General features: G+C 41.7%; 19 protein-coding genes. 2 read left to right on the plus strand and 17 right to left on the minus strand.

The window, feature by feature from the left end:
* Positions 1 to 286 precede the first annotated feature (286 nt).
* From R7P74_RS21210 to xseA, 9 genes are all read right to left on the minus strand, one after another.
* Positions 287 to 1,021 carry an NYN domain-containing protein gene (locus R7P74_RS21210; protein ID WP_029788674.1) on the minus strand — a complete coding sequence of 245 codons (735 nt, stop codon included), beginning with the start codon at positions 1,019 to 1,021 and terminating at the stop codon, positions 287 to 289.
* A 240-nt stretch (positions 1,022 to 1,261) separates the two neighbouring features.
* On the minus strand, positions 1,262 to 1,552 hold the full coding sequence (locus R7P74_RS21215; RefSeq protein ID WP_258474503.1) for a hypothetical protein: 291 nt from the start codon (positions 1,550 to 1,552) through the stop codon (positions 1,262 to 1,264).
* A gap of 54 nt (positions 1,553 to 1,606) precedes the next feature.
* Positions 1,607 to 1,873 (minus strand): hypothetical protein, encoded by a 267-nt coding sequence (locus R7P74_RS21220; protein WP_065274472.1) that lies wholly within the window; start codon positions 1,871 to 1,873, stop codon positions 1,607 to 1,609.
* A gap of 8 nt (positions 1,874 to 1,881) precedes the next feature.
* Complete coding sequence (locus R7P74_RS21225; RefSeq protein WP_065274471.1) at positions 1,882 to 2,319, minus strand: AAA family ATPase; 438 nt, start codon at positions 2,317 to 2,319, stop codon at positions 1,882 to 1,884.
* A gap of 86 nt (positions 2,320 to 2,405) precedes the next feature.
* Positions 2,406 to 2,705, minus strand: a complete 300-nt coding sequence (locus R7P74_RS21230) for a hypothetical protein (RefSeq protein WP_237289076.1) — start codon at positions 2,703 to 2,705, stop codon at positions 2,406 to 2,408.
* A 45-nt stretch (positions 2,706 to 2,750) separates the two neighbouring features.
* Positions 2,751 to 3,044 carry a hypothetical protein gene (locus tag R7P74_RS21235; RefSeq protein WP_238952642.1) on the minus strand — a complete coding sequence of 98 codons (294 nt, stop codon included), beginning with the start codon at positions 3,042 to 3,044 and terminating at the stop codon, positions 2,751 to 2,753.
* A gap of 83 nt (positions 3,045 to 3,127) precedes the next feature.
* The gene (locus tag R7P74_RS21240) at positions 3,128 to 3,526 is read right to left on the minus strand and encodes a hypothetical protein (protein WP_065274470.1); all 399 of its coding nucleotides are present in this window, start codon (positions 3,524 to 3,526) and stop codon (positions 3,128 to 3,130) included.
* A 476-nt stretch (positions 3,527 to 4,002) separates the two neighbouring features.
* Complete coding sequence (gene xseB, locus R7P74_RS21245; protein ID WP_065274469.1) at positions 4,003 to 4,212, minus strand: exodeoxyribonuclease VII small subunit; 210 nt, start codon at positions 4,210 to 4,212, stop codon at positions 4,003 to 4,005.
* The gene (gene xseA, locus R7P74_RS21250) at positions 4,196 to 5,941 is read right to left on the minus strand and encodes an exodeoxyribonuclease VII large subunit (protein WP_318123164.1); all 1,746 of its coding nucleotides are present in this window, start codon (positions 5,939 to 5,941) and stop codon (positions 4,196 to 4,198) included. The genes xseB and xseA overlap by 17 nt, the downstream gene beginning before the upstream one ends.
* 580 nt (positions 5,942 to 6,521) lie before the next feature.
* Here xseA and R7P74_RS21255 point away from each other — a divergent pair.
* Both R7P74_RS21255 and R7P74_RS21260 read left to right on the plus strand, forming a co-directional pair.
* Complete coding sequence (locus tag R7P74_RS21255) at positions 6,522 to 8,246, plus strand: hypothetical protein (RefSeq protein WP_318123166.1); 1,725 nt, start codon at positions 6,522 to 6,524, stop codon at positions 8,244 to 8,246.
* Positions 8,247 to 8,800: 554 nt separating this feature from the next.
* The gene (locus R7P74_RS21260) at positions 8,801 to 9,301 is read left to right on the plus strand and encodes a hypothetical protein (protein ID WP_238952640.1); all 501 of its coding nucleotides are present in this window, start codon (positions 8,801 to 8,803) and stop codon (positions 9,299 to 9,301) included.
* Positions 9,302 to 10,001: 700 nt separating this feature from the next.
* Here R7P74_RS21260 and R7P74_RS21265 read toward each other — a convergent pair.
* The 8 genes from R7P74_RS21265 to R7P74_RS21305 form a co-directional block, all read right to left on the minus strand.
* Positions 10,002 to 10,418: a GNAT family N-acetyltransferase gene (locus R7P74_RS21265; protein ID WP_238952801.1), complete on the minus strand. Its 417-nt coding sequence runs from the start codon at positions 10,416 to 10,418 to the stop codon at positions 10,002 to 10,004.
* Between the two features lie 142 nt (positions 10,419 to 10,560).
* Positions 10,561 to 11,430: a PhzF family phenazine biosynthesis protein gene (locus R7P74_RS21270; protein ID WP_318123168.1), complete on the minus strand. Its 870-nt coding sequence runs from the start codon at positions 11,428 to 11,430 to the stop codon at positions 10,561 to 10,563.
* A gap of 329 nt (positions 11,431 to 11,759) precedes the next feature.
* The gene (locus tag R7P74_RS21280; protein WP_169572383.1) at positions 11,760 to 12,038 is read right to left on the minus strand and encodes a hypothetical protein; all 279 of its coding nucleotides are present in this window, start codon (positions 12,036 to 12,038) and stop codon (positions 11,760 to 11,762) included.
* Between the two features lie 201 nt (positions 12,039 to 12,239).
* Entirely contained in the window at positions 12,240 to 13,019 is a 780-nt protein-coding gene (locus R7P74_RS21285; protein ID WP_318123169.1) for a hypothetical protein, read from the minus strand.
* A 150-nt stretch (positions 13,020 to 13,169) separates the two neighbouring features.
* Entirely contained in the window at positions 13,170 to 13,550 is a 381-nt protein-coding gene (locus R7P74_RS21290) for a nuclear transport factor 2 family protein (protein WP_053397230.1), read from the minus strand.
* Positions 13,551 to 13,685: 135 nt separating this feature from the next.
* Positions 13,686 to 14,291: a DUF922 domain-containing protein gene (locus R7P74_RS21295; protein ID WP_238939371.1), complete on the minus strand. Its 606-nt coding sequence runs from the start codon at positions 14,289 to 14,291 to the stop codon at positions 13,686 to 13,688.
* A 1,157-nt stretch (positions 14,292 to 15,448) separates the two neighbouring features.
* Positions 15,449 to 16,051, minus strand: a complete 603-nt coding sequence (locus R7P74_RS21300) for an NAD(P)H-dependent oxidoreductase (RefSeq protein WP_238952633.1) — start codon at positions 16,049 to 16,051, stop codon at positions 15,449 to 15,451.
* Positions 16,052 to 16,064: 13 nt separating this feature from the next.
* Positions 16,065 to 16,955 carry a haloalkane dehalogenase gene (locus tag R7P74_RS21305; protein WP_238952632.1) on the minus strand — a complete coding sequence of 297 codons (891 nt, stop codon included), beginning with the start codon at positions 16,953 to 16,955 and terminating at the stop codon, positions 16,065 to 16,067.
* Between the last annotated feature and the right edge of the window lie 85 nt (positions 16,956 to 17,040).

A 17,040-nucleotide genomic window follows, 5' to 3' on the forward strand; every position in this document is an offset into this window, starting at 1 on the left:
TAACGCCCATGAATCAATCGACTCGTTCAGAGCACAGCTTTGGCTTAAGGAAAAGCCACTTTTATTCTTATATATAAATAGAGAAAGTGGTCTGTAGAAATTCAGCGGCGATAGTGGTTCTAAAATTGTCAGTCAGGGAACTGAATAATGTTGTCGACCTCATAAATCTCCCAGCCGTCCCCGTTCGATGTCATATATTCAATGAGTTCTTTAGACCCGACTGTCGCTGGCAATTAAAAGTCCTTCTTGCAGAGCTACAGCTCCCGTGAGCACGATCACGTAGCTCTCACTGCTTACTGCCTTTGGTCACGAGTCTAAATTCCAAACCAGATTGCTTTGATTGACGTGTAGAGTAGCGATTAGGGAATTTGTCGAAAAAGTCCGACAATTTCTTTAGGCCATAATTGCGCGGGTCAAAATCTGGCTTTAAACGTTTAAGGTACTGCCCTACTTCACCTAGTTTGGCCCAGCCAGATTCATCACGATAGTTTTGCCATGCGCGATGCATTAGTTGCCAAATTTCTTTCTCTACCCCATTGATTTGAGTGGATTGTTGAGGAGGTTGCGGGGACTCTTCCTGTGGCTTATCTCCGTTGAGGTTTTCAATGGCGACAAAATCATCACAGGCATTTTTAAACGAAGCTGGAGTCATTGCCTTACCGACACCTATCACAAACATTTCAGACTCCCTCAGCCTTGTTGCAAGGCTAGTGAAATCACTATCACTTGAGATAAGCGCAAAAGCATCGAACCGTTGGCTGTAAAGGAGATCCATAGCATCAATAATCATTAGCGCGTCAGTGGAGTTTTTGCCTGTTGTGTATGCAAATTGCTGCTTCGCTTGAATAGCAAGCTCATTGAGGGGTTGTTTCCAGTTTTTGAGTTGCTCAGTCGAAAAGTCACCGTATGCACGCTTGACGATGATTTGTCCGTAGCTTGAGAGCTCTTCGATGATAGAGCTCAATTTAGAATGTGGCGTGTTCTCTGAATCAATCAGAACGGCAATTTTACGACTTCCCATGTATCATTTCCTTCTTCAATACAAGAACATAGTATCCAAGCCATCAGTCAAATGCCACTGTATGCGTATTAAGTTTAATGAAAATTGAAATGATTAGAATCCCATGGGCTTACGCCCATGAATGAATCGACTGGTTCAAAGCGCAGCTTTGGCTAAAGAAGAGGCCACTTTTACTCTTTTGTATATAAATAGAGAAAGTGGCCTCTAGAAGCTTAACGGCTAAACTCGTTCTAAAAGTAATCAGCTAGGGAACTGAACGATGTTATCGACCTCATGACGATCCCAGTCATCTCCGTTCGAAGTCATATATTCAATGAGTTCTTTGTCACTGACCCGACTGACACTGGCAAGTAATAGTCCTTCTTGCAAAATTCCATCAATCGTCGAGACGAAGTGCTTCATTCCTAAGCTAACTGCATCTTGAAATCCAAATTCAGTCAATCCCTTGGCCATCACGCCTAAGTCGGTTATTACTTTTGCTTCAAAGATCTTTAGAGTCTGGTTAGTTTTTGTATTGATTAGATTTATCATGGTTTTTTCCTTTTGGTCATGAGCGGCTACCCCCTATTGCAGCCGCTCATACTTTTAGTTCGTGTTATCTTGGCTATCCAAGTCGAAGTATTCGTTAGTCGCTGTCAACATCGCCATTTCCTTCATTAGGTCAATTGGGAACTGATGGTCTGAAGAGCGATTCATCATTTCCTCTCGGTAGGTATACCAAGCATGAGGATGGATGGTTTCGTCTTCAAAATAATGATAAATGGCTTTAGCCCGTTCTAGCCCCGCAAGCCCTCTTGATGCACTTCTAGCAGCGCGGATATGCTTATTGTAAAAATAGTCAATAGTTTTCATGTGGTTCCTTACATCACTACTGAAACATTAGCGCGCTTAGTGCACTTTGTGGCTTCTAAGGCAAATGGTTCATATTGGCGCTTCATCCTGCAAACAATGTCTTCGGGAACACCATGTACGTTTGCATACTCACCTTTCGCTTCTAGCACTTCTATGTCTAGATCCAACCCTAGGGATTGGACAGCCTTCAAATAGCCTACAATTTCCCACTTTTTGATAAACGTATTTGCAACTACAACGTCATTCCCAGCAAGTAACAAACGCTTCATCTCCATTTGGCACCACTCATGCGCATCCTTGATAAAACGGCGATCATGGTGGTATTCACCATCTTTATTAACGAAGAACTGGTCAGCTTCAACAAGCGCCGCATCCATTTCGTGAGCTATCGTTGTTTTGCCAGAACCTGGGATACCACGGATTAGCGTAATTTTCTGTTTATTCATTTTATTTACCTTTATTTTTAGTTATTAGTGGTGTGAGAAGCCAGCCGCACTGCTTATATGCAGCCAGCTTCCAGTAATTTATATGTCTATTTGGTTATCTTGACGTCAAACCGATCGTCTCGATGTATCTCAAGGATCGCGGAAGGTACTTGTAGACGAAGGACTGAGTCTTCGTTGAGGATAGTCGCCCAATTCTTATTGGAACCACCCGAAGTAGCATATCCAGATATGAGCGCAATATCGTTATCAATACGAGCACCTGAATCACGCCCAAAAGCTCTACAAAGTGGACGACCTAGAAACTCAATGCCTTTGCCGTATTCGCGAATTTCTTCGATTGCAGTGATCTCTACCGTTATGGGTGCGCTATTGTAGATTTCGTCCAACTCTTCTACCTCATCAGAGACAAAACCAGGAAATATCCATGCGTTTTACTCTTTGTCCCATGCGCCATCTAACCGATGGCATTCCTCGACTAGCAGAGAGTTGTAATCTGACTTGAGCGACACTATGCCCTGCTCTGCTTGAGCCTCCGCACTAGCGCTAAGTTTATAAATTAAGTCGGTTCCGTACTTAGATCGTACAGAGATATCTTCTACTGCGAGGCAGTGTTCACCAAGCTCTAAGTTTTCAGAATTCGAATCAATAAGCAGTTTACATTTGTGTTTACTTGCCGTTTCTGCGGCGAAATATTTGCGGTTTCTTTTTATTATATTGAGAATCATTATTGTTCCTTTTTATCTATTAATCATAGTGTTGCATTCCCCTTAACTTTTGAATTGATGCCCTACGAATAGGGCTTTGTTAATTAATCCTGTATGTCAGGACAAACTATCCTGTGTTTATCACGAGTGATTTTGTAAGCAATTTGCTCCTTGTACTTATCTAGATTGTGGATCTGGATATCTGCTGGAATCCCCGTATCACGACGAACGCCCACCAATTTCCAGCCTTTAGTGTTCCGAACTAAATCGACGAATGTGGCCTGTGGCACACCATTATAGGCACTAGCGACCTTGGTATAGACTGTAATACTAGCCTCGATGCCTCGCTGATCATGCTTGTACAGTACGTCATCCAAATTCTGTTGTAGCGTACTTACCTTCTCGTAAAAATTATCCAGCGTTAGATTTCTGGCTCGCGATCTTGATTGCGCTTTCTCGAGCTCTTCCTTCAAGTTACGGATCTCTGTGTTTGATTTTGTCATTGCAAAAAGCCTTTATATTGTTGTGATAGTTGTATTCTTATTATTGTTTTTGCCTTCGACACAAATAGTAACCTTAAAGAAACAAACACTTCAAGCCATTGATTTTATTGAAAATATTATAAATAATAATTGAATTACAGATTATTATTTATAATAGTAAAAAATCAGTAAAAATCACTATTATTCAGATAGTTACGACCAAGTTGAGTCAATATTTGTGAAAGTTGGTTCGAATGGATGCGATAAAATTAAATTACATTTACTTGATGTAGATCAATTTTTATTGTGTAGTCACAGCTTCTCAGTCTACAGTTGAATTGAAATTCAGAATGGTCTTGTAAGACTGTGCTTGGCGGATTAGATACTGGAGGCCTTTAAAAATAATTCGAGGATTGCGTCAATCAGAGCCCAATGGCACTCCCATTTTTGATTAGAGGTAAAGACATTAGTAGCCTTTACCTCTGTATGTTTACATTTTACTGGCTAGAGCTCGCCTGCTGCTCTATCTCTTGCAGCATTTTTTCTACTTGCTGAATACGGCTCATGCAGTGCTGGTAGGCTTCTGTTCCCTGTTTTACAAGTGGGATGATGCGATCAACATCTGGAACGTTTTGCTGAGAAAGCTCCTCTGCTGCTGATTTAAGCTGTGAGTAATTATCCATGTAACTGCTAGTTTGTTGGTTCATTCTTCGCATCCTTCTGGAAAGAGTGTTTGGTTACCGTCGCACTGCCATCATGCAATTGGACTGTATACTGTTGATTATTTACAAGTTGTTGAGTGCTTTTAATTACGTGGCCTTCATCATCACACATCAGTGCGTAGCCTCGCTCTAAAGCTCTTTGAGGGTCATAGGCCTCAATTAATCGCTTGTCATTTCGGACTAAATCTTGGTGAATAGACAAAGCCCTATTGGCGTTTACAAAGAGGACATTCTTGTCTTGTTGGATCTGATTTTTCTGGCCCTGTACATGCATACGCGCATACATCACCAATGAGTTTGAGGCTGCAACCGTCTGATTACTGGCAATATGTATCGCGGTTTTGGAAGACTGGCTCAGGTTGAGCCAAAGTTGACGAGTGTCTCGTTTATGGTTGTGAACCAGATGTTCTGCTAACTGCTTTAAGTCCCTGTAGTCCGATAAAGCATTTTGCTTCGCCAGCATCAGTACAGCGACACTCGATTGTTTCATAATCTGCTGCTCCGAAAGGGCGGCAGATTTGGCACGACTCAACGCGCCTTTTGATTGGTGATACACTTGCTCTTGGAGGCGATTAAGCCCCATACGTGAAGAATTTAGTTTCTGGTTTGCGTTGGCACTCAGATGTTGGAACTGTCGATTTACCGAGTCTCCATTTTCTCTCACTCGGTTGTGCGCTCGCTCAAACAGCCGCTGACCAAACTCTTCAACCTGACTACGCCAATAACTTAATGTGGCACTCTGTCCTGCACCAATGCGTTCTTTCTGGTGTGTAATTGATTGACGCTGTTGTTCACATATCGACTTCGCTATGTTTTGAAGCGTTGAATAACTCGCACTAACAGACTGCGGGTTTTGGATTATGCTATGTTTGATGTGATCAATGACCTTGGTAGGCGTCGCAAAGGCTTTATTAGCGAATTCATCGAGGATCACAGAATCCGTGCTGTGCCCAATCCCTGTGAAAACAGGGTATGGGCAACGGCAAACCAATCGTGCCAGTTTCGGTTCGCTGAGTTCGTTAAGCCCAGCCTTATCACCACCGCCTCGAATAACACACACTGCATCATACACATGTTCATTTTGAACCAGTTCAGTAAAGGCCATCTCAATGGTTCTTACCCTCGCCTCTCCTTGAAAGGATGCGTAGAAATAGTCGAACTGACATAGGTCGTGCTGTTCAAGCAAGTGCGCCACACTGCGAAAGTCACTTAACCCAGCGGCATTTTGCGGAGCAATGACGGCAACCCTTGTAAACTCCGTAGGCGTTATCAAGCGTAGATTTAACTCTGCTTCTCTTTTATCGGCTAGCCAGTTGCGGATCGACTGTAACTTTAGCTCAAATGCCCCAATCGTGTAGCTTGGATTGATATCGACGATGGTCAAGTTGAGACCATACTTGGTATGAAACTGAACTTCGACTAAACAAAGCATGCTCAAACCTTCTGTAAAGGTCATTTGAGTACTCTTTTCAAACGCATCAATAATAGAGGTTCTATTTGACCAAATAACCGCACGCGCTTGCGACTCCGACCCTCCATCACCGTTATCTGCTAACTGCAAATACACATTACCAGAACGATTTCGATTCACGCTGGTAACGTCAGCAGTAACCCAATGCCGACCAGGAACACTTCGACGAATGACGTCAGCGACATGATCAAGTAACTCACTGAGGCTTCGCGAACCTATTTGTTGATCCTGGCTTATCAACATGATTATATCCTCAAGAAAGAACAACTAAGATAAGACCGTAAATGTCTCATTAACACCGCGGCCTTGATGGTATTGAAACATAGAAATAAATTTCAATTTGAGTAGTGATTTGTACAGATTTTTTCTATCTACTAAAAAATCTGTGATCATAATCACCATATCGTATCGTGTTTCTTACTGGTATTAAGAATTCTTAAACTCGCTAAGAATTACTAAGAAGTACCCCATGAACTGCGTTCATGAAACAATCGACTCTCTTCAAAGCGCAGCTTTGGTTTAGCCACTTTTGGATATTTATATATAAATGGCGAAAGTGGCCTATTCTGTAAGACTGACTTCAAACTTCCAAACACAACCAATATAAAACCAGTGACATAATCGTCACTCTTGCCTCAAAAATCACATCTCAGTCGTGTAAACCGTTAACATTCAAAGCTATCTATTTTGTTTAAATGCTGGACGCGCTATGAAACTAACCCAAGTTTTAAATCATACAAATCAATTTGAACGCTCAAAGTTCATCAACTGCATAGACAAGCTATGCCAAGACAACAAGAGTGACACCGAGTTGGTCAAGCAATTGGATAAAATAGATGGTCAGCTTAAAGCGGCCTCTGGCAATGAGATCAAAGAGCTATTCAATCTAGTCAGAAAGCACTTCAAAAAGCATGTAGTAGAACAAGTAGCGACGGGTGGCCCTCAGGCATCACTACTGATAAATATCTTAGCTAGGGATGGGAACTGTATCTCTACCATACCGTGGATTGAGAGTCTTTATGCCAAAGAATATGCAGAGATAGATACATTGAGCCAGGAACTTCTAGCAGAGCTTACCACCAGTGAGTTCGGTGATTTTGATAGACTAAACCGACTCGATATCTATCGCAATTGCATGAAAACCGCCTTCGAGAACGACCTCAAATCAAATAGGACAGCCAAGATTTCTGAAGACGAGCGAAGCATACTCAATGTTCTTGCACAACGACTAGGTCTGTCTAGAGAAGAGGTTAATGCCATTGAACACTCAATCGATCCAATACCACAGCTTGGAATAGATGACGCCCTCGAATATCTAAGGGAAAACGGCATTATCATGATCAATCGCCGACGTTCAGAGGTCATGGTCGCTGACGAGGTTGTAGATATCCTACATGAGGTGCTAGGTAAAGAAATTCACGACAAATATGTACTTAGAATTCTTCGCTCTTTATCTGATGCGGAACTCTCTAGCATCTTAAAAAATCATGGCTGCAAAACTAGAGGTGTTGACCGAAAAGAAAAAATCACCACCATCGCTCACTCAGGACTTTCAATCAGAAATATTCTGCTAAATGACATTCATTCAGACAACGCAACACAAAATCAGAGAAAAGAACGAATCAAGCAACTGATTGATGAAATGGATCTCGACATACCCAGAATTGGCACTCGACTTCATGACCGCATAGATGTTTTGATCGAACATCTTAAAAATTCTGAAGAGGATGAGTTTAATGCCCTAAGTGTCAGTGGCTTTAAAGAACTTCTGGAGTCACTATCAAGCTCAGATCTTAACGTTGAAGAACGCATTCGAACAGACTTTGAAATAGAAAACAAAGAAACTCTCGACCCAGAAAGGCTGAAAGCACTAAGTATTACCCCACTCGATATTTTGTATCTTTATACAAACGATGAAATTAAGACCATCAGAAATGATATGGGGCTGTCTAGGAGAGGGAACCCTCGCAGTCAGATCATAGAATCTTTTGCCAGTGCCAATGACCGATTAATTGAAAATTACAATCTGCTCGCGACACGCGACCTGAAAGGTTTACATGGAGCAGGCATAGATATAAAAGAGTCTGATATTGGTGTGAAATTCGAAGAAATTACTCGTTCAATTCTAGAGCAGCTTGGAATGAATGTTGACGAGGACTTACGAAAGGACATAAACACCGCCAAGGATAAAGCAGACATCATCATATCTCTAGATAACGATGACGTCATCATTGGCGAAGCTAAGTCATTTAAAAATGGTCAATATGCCAAATACTCTACAACTTCAAGACAAGTAAAAGCTTACGCAAAGCGCTGCGAACAAAATGGCCATCGAGTTGCTCAGGTACTGATCGTTGCACCAGAGTTCTCTAAAGACTTTATCGATGCGGCAGACATGGATACCGAGGTAAATATATCTCTTCTGGAAGCCAGCGGTCTGCAAAAAATACTCACGGCATACAAACAGCGCAGAAATCCAAACTTCTCACCAAAGTTACTCACCAAGGGTGGTTTACTGAAAGCTGAACTCATATCAAAGTCAATCTAATATGGATGACAGGCTGGCACCTTAGCCTGTCATTTGCTGACACTATTTTCCTAGGCTCCCATGAGCTGTGCTCATGAAGAAATCGACTCCCTTCAAAGCGCAGCTTTGGTTTAGCCACTTTTTGATATTTATATATAAATGGAGAAAGTGGCCCCCTCTTTATCAAATTGATAGTGGCTTGAACAGCTTTAGAATTATTACCCACAATTTGGAGATCTAGATCACATTTATGGATTTTTTGCTCATTATGCCTTGTCGATGAAATCTTACTGACTAAATTAATCCCATCCAAAGATTACGCTTTGGTGTTCAGATATACCTTTCCATTGATTCGTGTATCCGACTGTCAATAAAAATACTAATAACTAAATGCTCGATTCGTCGAGTAAGTGTGGATTGTATTTTTATTGGCAAATTGGAGACATGATGAACCACTCAGCTATCAAACTCAGACATTTATTCAACACTGCTTAACAGCGGTGGCGCAGTCGTGTCTGAAAGAAGTTCAAATATAGAAATCAACCTAAGATAACAAGCACAGGAGTACGGTAAGTATGATCAAGTTTGACATCAGTGGAGCAACGAAAATCGCCTATTTAGCCATGGACTCAAACTCTAACGTTTGCATTACCGACAAGAGACCAAACTACGCTTCAGCTTATATCAAGGCTCCAGAAGTCGTCTGTAACATTCTTTTAGTTAAATTATTGAATGTACTAGCTATCACCGACTTTGATGTCAAAAACAATAAATATACCTTTCTAACCGAGGACGCTGACAGCGTTCACGAACTGCTCGAGCTTTACTCATCTCAATTTGGCTGTTATTCGCAATATCTTGTTGTTCTTGATGAAGATTGCTTCGGCGAGCCTAGGGATCGATTTGAGTTTGATTTAAGTCTAAAGAAGCAATTATTGGATGATTATAGTAGACAGGGTAAGAACCTAGACCTACTCCAGGTAGCCAGCGGAATCGCAGTCGATGCACTGAGCATTAGGAAATTTGGTGGACATGTCGAAGTAATCAATCGGCTTGGTGCTAACTACACAGTTTAATAAGTACTTTGTGTTCACTTGTGACATATTCACGAACAAGGGTCAGTCAGTTATTGACTGACTCAATTTAGGGTAACACCACCAACACCGAGAGCCAAAAACGGTGAGCCAGAATCGTAAGCTGCTTTGGCGTTAGGCGATATTAAAGAGTAATAGCGATGTACTTTCGTGCAGCCTAGCATTCCAACCTCTTCGTTGAAAAACCGTGCTCGTCAGCAAACTATTTAAGTAACTCATCTCCGATATCGATGTATTGAGAATAGCGGCAACACAGCATAATGAGCCCCTCTTCTGTATCAACAACCGCACGAATGTTATTCATACCATTGTCTATCACAAATTGGGCATAATTCCATTCACATTGAACAGCGCAACCCGCTTTGAATGTTGTGCGGGCAAATTGATCTAGTACTTCTCTAGTATTCATCTGCTGATTAATGACTAAAGCTGTTTTGCAATATGGCCCCGCTCTGACCTTAAGCAAGATATCTGAGTTTTTAGAGTATCAATTCATCTCAGCAGTATCAAAGTTTAAGCCGTATATCAAAAGATTATTCGAGCACAGTGATAGCCTACGCACAGATAGCCTACGCAACAATGAACTCGCTTTTGGACATTAACGCGTTAGATTAATGACTCTAACGCGCTTATCTGAGATTAGATAAAGTATCTTGAAACGTTAAACGCTTGTATGGGCGTACTAAACATTGCCACTGTTAGAAGAGTTGAAAGAAAACATACGAACCTCGTCGCGAGAAAACCAGCCTAATTTTTCGTAGAAAGACTGTGCATTAATGTTTTCATTTGCAACGAATAGATGCGTTTTGGCTATGCCTACTTTTGATAAAGCTTCCATTGCTGACGATATGAGCTTTGCACCAATACCTTGACCACGACAATTTGAATTTACCGCTAAATGTTGGACATAACCCCTGCGACCATCTGTGCCGACCAATATTGCACCCACTACATTGTCACCATCTAGTGCGACAAAACTTAGGTTGGGATTGCGCTCCAAGTACTTGCCTATGTTTTCTTTGGAGTCAGCATCTCTCAACAACATTGCTTCAGTTTCTGACCATAACTCAATTACTTGCGGGTAATCTGAGATATCCATTTCTCGTATCACTGCTAATTTTTCCTCCAAGCATATAACACCGATGCCACCGCATACCACCTTAAACACTAAAACCAACGCACAGTAAAACCAACGCACAGTAAAAAATGCCACGCGTTGCGAATCACTCTTAAATAGTTTGTTATACGGAGATTTCCCGCCGTCCAATTTTGTGAGCGAAACCACCAACCCTAACCTTAATAACACCTTGCTCGTTTGAATCTACAGACGCGGTAATTTTTGAAATACATTTCATTGCCCGACCTTGTTCGAAAACAAAACTATTCGAATGTGTATTAGGAAGGTGTTTAGTTAGGTAACACGCTAATGCACCACTCGCACTCCCCGTCGCTGATTCCTCGGAAATACCAAACAGTGGAGCGAAGTTACGACAGCTTGCTGTAACCATGTTTGTTTTTTCACATAGCTCAAAAGCATGAATACCAATTACTTCATGCCTTTTACAGAAATTAATGGTTAGATTTTCATTCACTTGAATTTTATCGAGAAACCCATATGGAACTGGGACAATAATATCGGGTAAACCTGTTGAAACAACCTCAATCGGCAACCGTGTAGACTCAAGGACTTTCGAGTCTAGCCCGACTAACTCCGATATAAGTTCATAACTGAACTGTGCACCGTATTCTGGTAGCTTCTGATCCATGACGACAAGACCGCTTGTCTCTATGGTTACGACAAGTAAACCTGCTTTAGTCCTTTGAACGTATTTACCTTCACTTATGATTCCGTCTTGATGCATTGCTGAAAATGCAGCTAATGTAGCGTGTCCACAGAAATCAACTTCACCTGTTACGGTAAAAAAGGACACCTCAAAATCAGCTTCATTATCCCGAGATACAAATGCAGTTTCCGAATAACCAACAACTTGTGCTATTTGTAATTTTTCTTCGTTCGACAAATAATCGGCGTCAAGCACAACACCCGCAGGGTTTCCACCCGTTCCATTCTCAGTAAAGGAATTAACTAAAATAGCTTCAACGATCTTCAATCTCAATTTCCCCGTATAACGCCGCATTAAGGGGTGAACAACGCCACCACCTAACCTAAACCATTGCACCGTAAACACTTAAGCCGATTCAAACCAAAACTGCCAAGCGTTGTGAATCCAAGATCCTGAAGTTCGAAGTGCAGAATCGATCAAAGCACACGAACGATTAGACCTAAACATTCTGCTTTAGCTGCGATTTTCTCGTTGGCAACTAACGCCCTGTTAAGGGGTGAGCAACGCAATACAGAAGCCGCCGCAAACCACCTTAAACACCAAAACCAACGCATAATGAAAATGCCACGCGTTGCGAATCCCTCTTGAACAGTTTGTTAGGCGACATTTCTACGTTTAACTTCTTTCTCATACGAAGATTCGTTGTATAGCCAAATAGCCCAAAATGCGAAAAACATCCCGATCGTGTAAATTGAGTAATTAAGAGCATTATCCGATAAGAAAATCGTAATGCTTACCGCATCAGAAGATGGATAAAGGAAAATAACATTAAAAATCATGTACAAAATGGCTGTGACGAAAGTGGTTCTGAAAAGCCAATTTAAACATCCTTTCTTTCGCGATTTTTGCCAATTATCAAATGCTTTACCATTCATTAATCCACTCCTTTTCTATTAACTTAAGCAAGATTCACGCCAAGATACTATCACTACTCTATCGTTTATCTCATGTCGCCTAACGCCCTGTTAAGGTATGAGCAACGCAATACCGATGCTTCCGCATACCACCTTAAACACTCAATGCGACGCATAGTAAAAATGCCACGCGTGCTGAATCCCTCTTAAACTGTTTGTTAGCTAATCAAATTTTCGCATATGTTGAAGCGCATATGTTCTCATAACACGCGCATTATCACCCAAACGTTGGTCACCACATGCTACGTCACCCACAAATAACTCTGGAGATGAGTAAGATGGGATCTTTTGGGGTGCAAATGACATTACCGTCCCGTAATTACCGCAGCGCCAACCATAAGCAAAAGGCTGTATCCGAGGATAAGTCGTTTGCTCAAAAGCATTTAAAGTCGAGTGAGAGGATAAAATTGACTCGTGATCATGATGAGCCCCGCTTAAGTGTCCTATTTCATGCTCCATAACAAAGTCTGCGCAATCTAAAGCAGCGAAGAAAAAGTTACCCGAATCGCTTGATAATCCGCAATTAGACCCGCCAAAATTAGCTTTATAGCTATCAAAAACCACACCAACAAAACTTGGTAGAGATCTGCTATTCAATTCAGGTGGTTCGTAGCCAAGGCTTAAAGTAAGCAATACTTTCGCTGCACTTAAAGATTGAAACCAAGTCTCATCAATATCATCGAGAAACTCAACTTTACTTAAATAACGCTCGATTGGGACACATGAGTTGCGTAATACAACATTCGAATAATTAACCCATTTGTTGAGTATTTGGTGAACAGCATCCTTAGTTCGAGTTACCAGTACTTTTTCGGACAAATAGAGTTGAATCGGCGTTTTTAAACTTTCACTTCGCTCACAGTTAGGATACGAAATAACTTCGGCATAAGAAAAGTTATTCCATAGAATCAGAATGAAACAAAGAAAACATTTCCTCGACACACTCAAATCTCCTTGTTAGCTAACGCCCTGTTAAGGTGTGAGCAACGCAATACCGAAGCCGCCGCATACCACCTTAACCACTAAAACCAACGCATAGTAAAAATGCCACGCGTGCCGAATCACTCTTAAATTGTTTGTTAGGTGCGTAGCTTAATCTTGCACTAATCTGACCCATTTTGCCCGCCATGCCTGTGCTTCCATTGGGTCTGGCCAGAACTCTTTTTGCTTACTTATTAAGCCATTTTCAACTGTATGAAAAGTTATAGCTCGTGCTTTTTGGACACTATCTGTAATTGATACATCAGTGACAACTGTTTCACCGTCGCAAACTACAGAGTGAATTGTAAACTCCCAAACACCATTCGCTGGGTAATAGGAATTGATAGCCGTAAAGTTATCTCGGCCAATAATAAGTTCACCAGACTGCGGCCAGAAACCCTCAAAGTCTGGGCTAAGCCACTCGCTTGCTTTGGCAAAGTCATTTGTTTTCATCGCATCCCAAAAAGCTAGGACGACTTCCTTTGAGTTCATAATTTTCTCCAAGCACCTAACGCCAAATTAAGGTGTGAACAACGCTAACCACTCTACCTAAAGAATTGTGCCATAAACACTAAATTCACTTAAAGTGATAGCGCCAAGCGTTGTGAATCACTCTTAAATTTCTTGTTATATGCGTGGTGACATTGGCGCGAAAGGTATTTCGCATACTTTCAAGTAAGGCTCCTCTCCAAAAGGAGACTCTGCTAATTCAATTTCTCCGTGCGATGTATAAACGTCAAACAGGGCATTAATTTCCACCAAATCACCTTCAAGCTCAATGACTCTATCATTTGCGCTACTACACCCTCCACGCTGTCCAAGTTTGAAGGCTAGATACATTTCGTGTATCGACTTAACTACAAGCGCGCAATGAGTCTGCTCATGTCGATAGAGCTTCTCAAGATATGGGCGAAACTCCTCAGCTGATTCAGCTGAAGTCCTAGACATTTCAAACTTCGGAAGTGCATAGGTAACTTCAAGATCAAATTCATGAATTTCGCAAGAATCATCATGCGTATGGAAGTCATATTTCCACGCGGTGTACCCGTCAAAGCCCTCATTTACTAGAAAGTCAGGTCTAGAGTTAAAAGAGTGTTCAATTTCCTCAACACTATTGCCGCTAATCTCATACACTTCAAACTTTTTCTGGAAGGGAAAGTCTAACCTAACGTCAGCATTAGCCTGATTGGAGGCCATTAAGCAAGCTATTGAAAGTGCGATTTTTTTCATCATTTTCCTTGAAGCATATAACGCCGCGTTAAGTAGTGAGCAACACCACCACAATACCTAAACTATTGTGCCGTAAACACTAAAACTGAATCAAACCAAAAATGCCGAGCGTTGCGAATCTGTCTTAAACGCTTTGTTAGGTGTGGAGGTATGGGGTAACGAGAACGCCACCCCATAAGTTTAAATTAGATAAGATAGCCCTTTTATTAATGCACTCGTAAGAACAATAATTTGAGGAACTGTCAGTCTAATTTTTAGCGTAAGCTCAATCATAGATATATCACCTATCATAGAGCGAGAGCTAAAGGCCTCTAGCTACTCGCAAGAGTAAACTAGATAAGGTGATAGTTACGGATAGAGTTCGGTCGATTTACCTCTTTTTACCGTGCGAGTCACGTACGTACGACGAAACAATTGCCTTGGCTACCTACTATCGAGTTGGCCTACTTGATAGGGAATTGATGCGCCAGCTAGGGAAGCCCTACGAGGTACCTGCCGTCAACAGTGTGCGGGAAACATCTTCCAATACTTCGATTATGCTACGACTATAACTTCATGACAAGATGGGGAAATTCATTATGCTGATATCAAACACCTAACGCTTATTAGGCGACACATAGTCGTCTTTCATCCCTCGATAGTGCAGTCTCTTTCATATTAACTCAACTGATGATCAATAAATTATACCACATGAAGGGAAGTTAGACTGCAAGATGTCTCCTAATGACGAGAATGAACAATTATCAACTCCATCGAATAACTTTTAGTAGGGTAAACGCACGCCCCCTAAATGTGTAGAGTATTAGCTCTGAACGATTTTGGGGCAAAACCGTTTCAGTGACTCCACTGAATGAGAAAGCCATTATTGACCACAACTTCAGAACGCTGCTTGGCTTTTGTCCCATACTGAAGACGATTAAGTGCTTTGTGTTAGAAAAGCCGAACAGGGCTAGACAGGGAATGACCCTGTTCGGATAGCGTTCTATAGGTAAGAGCAAGCATGAGCTACTAATAAAGACATCAGCACTTAAGCTATTTGAAAGAGAGACAGTTTTATCTTCGCCGTCAAGCTTAATGGTTGAAGTCGCGGTAACCTTATAAGCGAAATCATTCAGCTTTAAACCTCAACCAGAGCAACCATATTCACTGACCACTTTCACTTATGCCAAGCCTAAGTCTTCGTATACTTCGTTGAGCTCTGCACTCATACTGTCATACAAATATTGACGCGGATCTGAACGCTTAGGATCATCAATTTTGGCGACCAACTGCTTACCAAATGCTTCAATCACTTCTTCAGATTCAGCATCTGCATTGAACATGTATTCAGGCTGTAGGTAATTCATCTGGGTTAGATTTGCTGTTAACTGGAACGGACGCAGTAGGTCTGGTACAGTGGTAAATATATCAAAGCCTGAATAGAACTTTTCACGGCCACCAACAGAGACCACTAACTGCATATCCTTTCCTTTTAACTTATCTCCCTCGGGCCCATAAGCGAAATTGTAAGTCAGCACGTCATCTAACCATTTTTTAAGCAGCGGCGGCATTGAATACCAGTAAAACGGGAACTGCAGAATGATGCGGTCATGCGCTTCAAGTAGTGCCTGCTCTCTCTCGACATCAACCTGAAAATCGTTGTATTCACTGTACATATCACGACTAATGGACACTTTCCCAGACTCATCAAGCTGTGATTTCCAAGTTTTATTGTTACGCGAACCATCAAGGTTTGGGTGAAACACGAGGTTTAAAATTTTCATTGTCAGTACCTATTTACATCTTAAAGTGAGCTAGCGCAGCTTTTGCAATATCATCGCCAAACTCTTGTACAAAGTGACCACCTTCTTCAATTGGCATTGGCTCTGGGCAACCTTTAATTATTGTTTGCATCCACCCCATTACAGCAGGGCCAAGCATGTTATCTTTCATACCAACAGCCATGAAGGTTTCACCTCCCCATTCACCCCAGAAAGACATCGCATCAGATGAGATTTCTATACAGGCTTGATCTGGGTCTGCGACCATTTTCGGCATCTTACGAACGCCAGCTTGGTACTTTCCATCTGGGAATGGCGCTGCATAAGCTTGTGCCTCTTGTTCATCCAGTGTTGGGGCGTATTTCTTCATGAAGGTATCAAGTGCGAGCTCTTCTGGTTTTAGGATGTCATCTTTCCACTCTAGGAAGGCTTCTTGTTTTGCTGGCTCTAATAGCAAAGCGGTATTCATGATCAGTAGGCGCTTAAAGCGCGATTTCATCGCTTGAGGAAGCGTCAAGCCAAGCAGACCGCCCCAATCTTGTACTACTAGAGTGATGTTTTGCAGGTCTAGGTGCTCAATCAATGTTAGAAGATAGTTACGGTGAAAGGTAAATGAGTGTGTATCTTCCGAAACTGGTTTATCCGATTTACCAAAACCAAGTAGATCTGGAGCGATAACACGAGCGCCAGTATCGGCAAACACAGGTATCATTTTACGGTATAGATAGCTCCACGTTGGCTCACCGTGCAGTAGCAAAAACGTTTCTTCTGAATCAGAGTCGCCTTCATCTAGGTAGTGACCACGAATGCCCTCATAGCCTTTTAGTCCTTCAACATAGTTTGGTTTAAACGAATAATCTTTTAAGTTTTCGAATCGAGATTCTGGTGTGCGTAGTACTTCTATCATCGACATGTCTCCTTTTGCTTTTAGGTCACACGACCTAGTTGTTGCAAACTTAGGTCAAGCTACCTAAAATGTCAACATTGATTTT

The organism is Vibrio sp. 2033 (assembly GCF_033339735.1).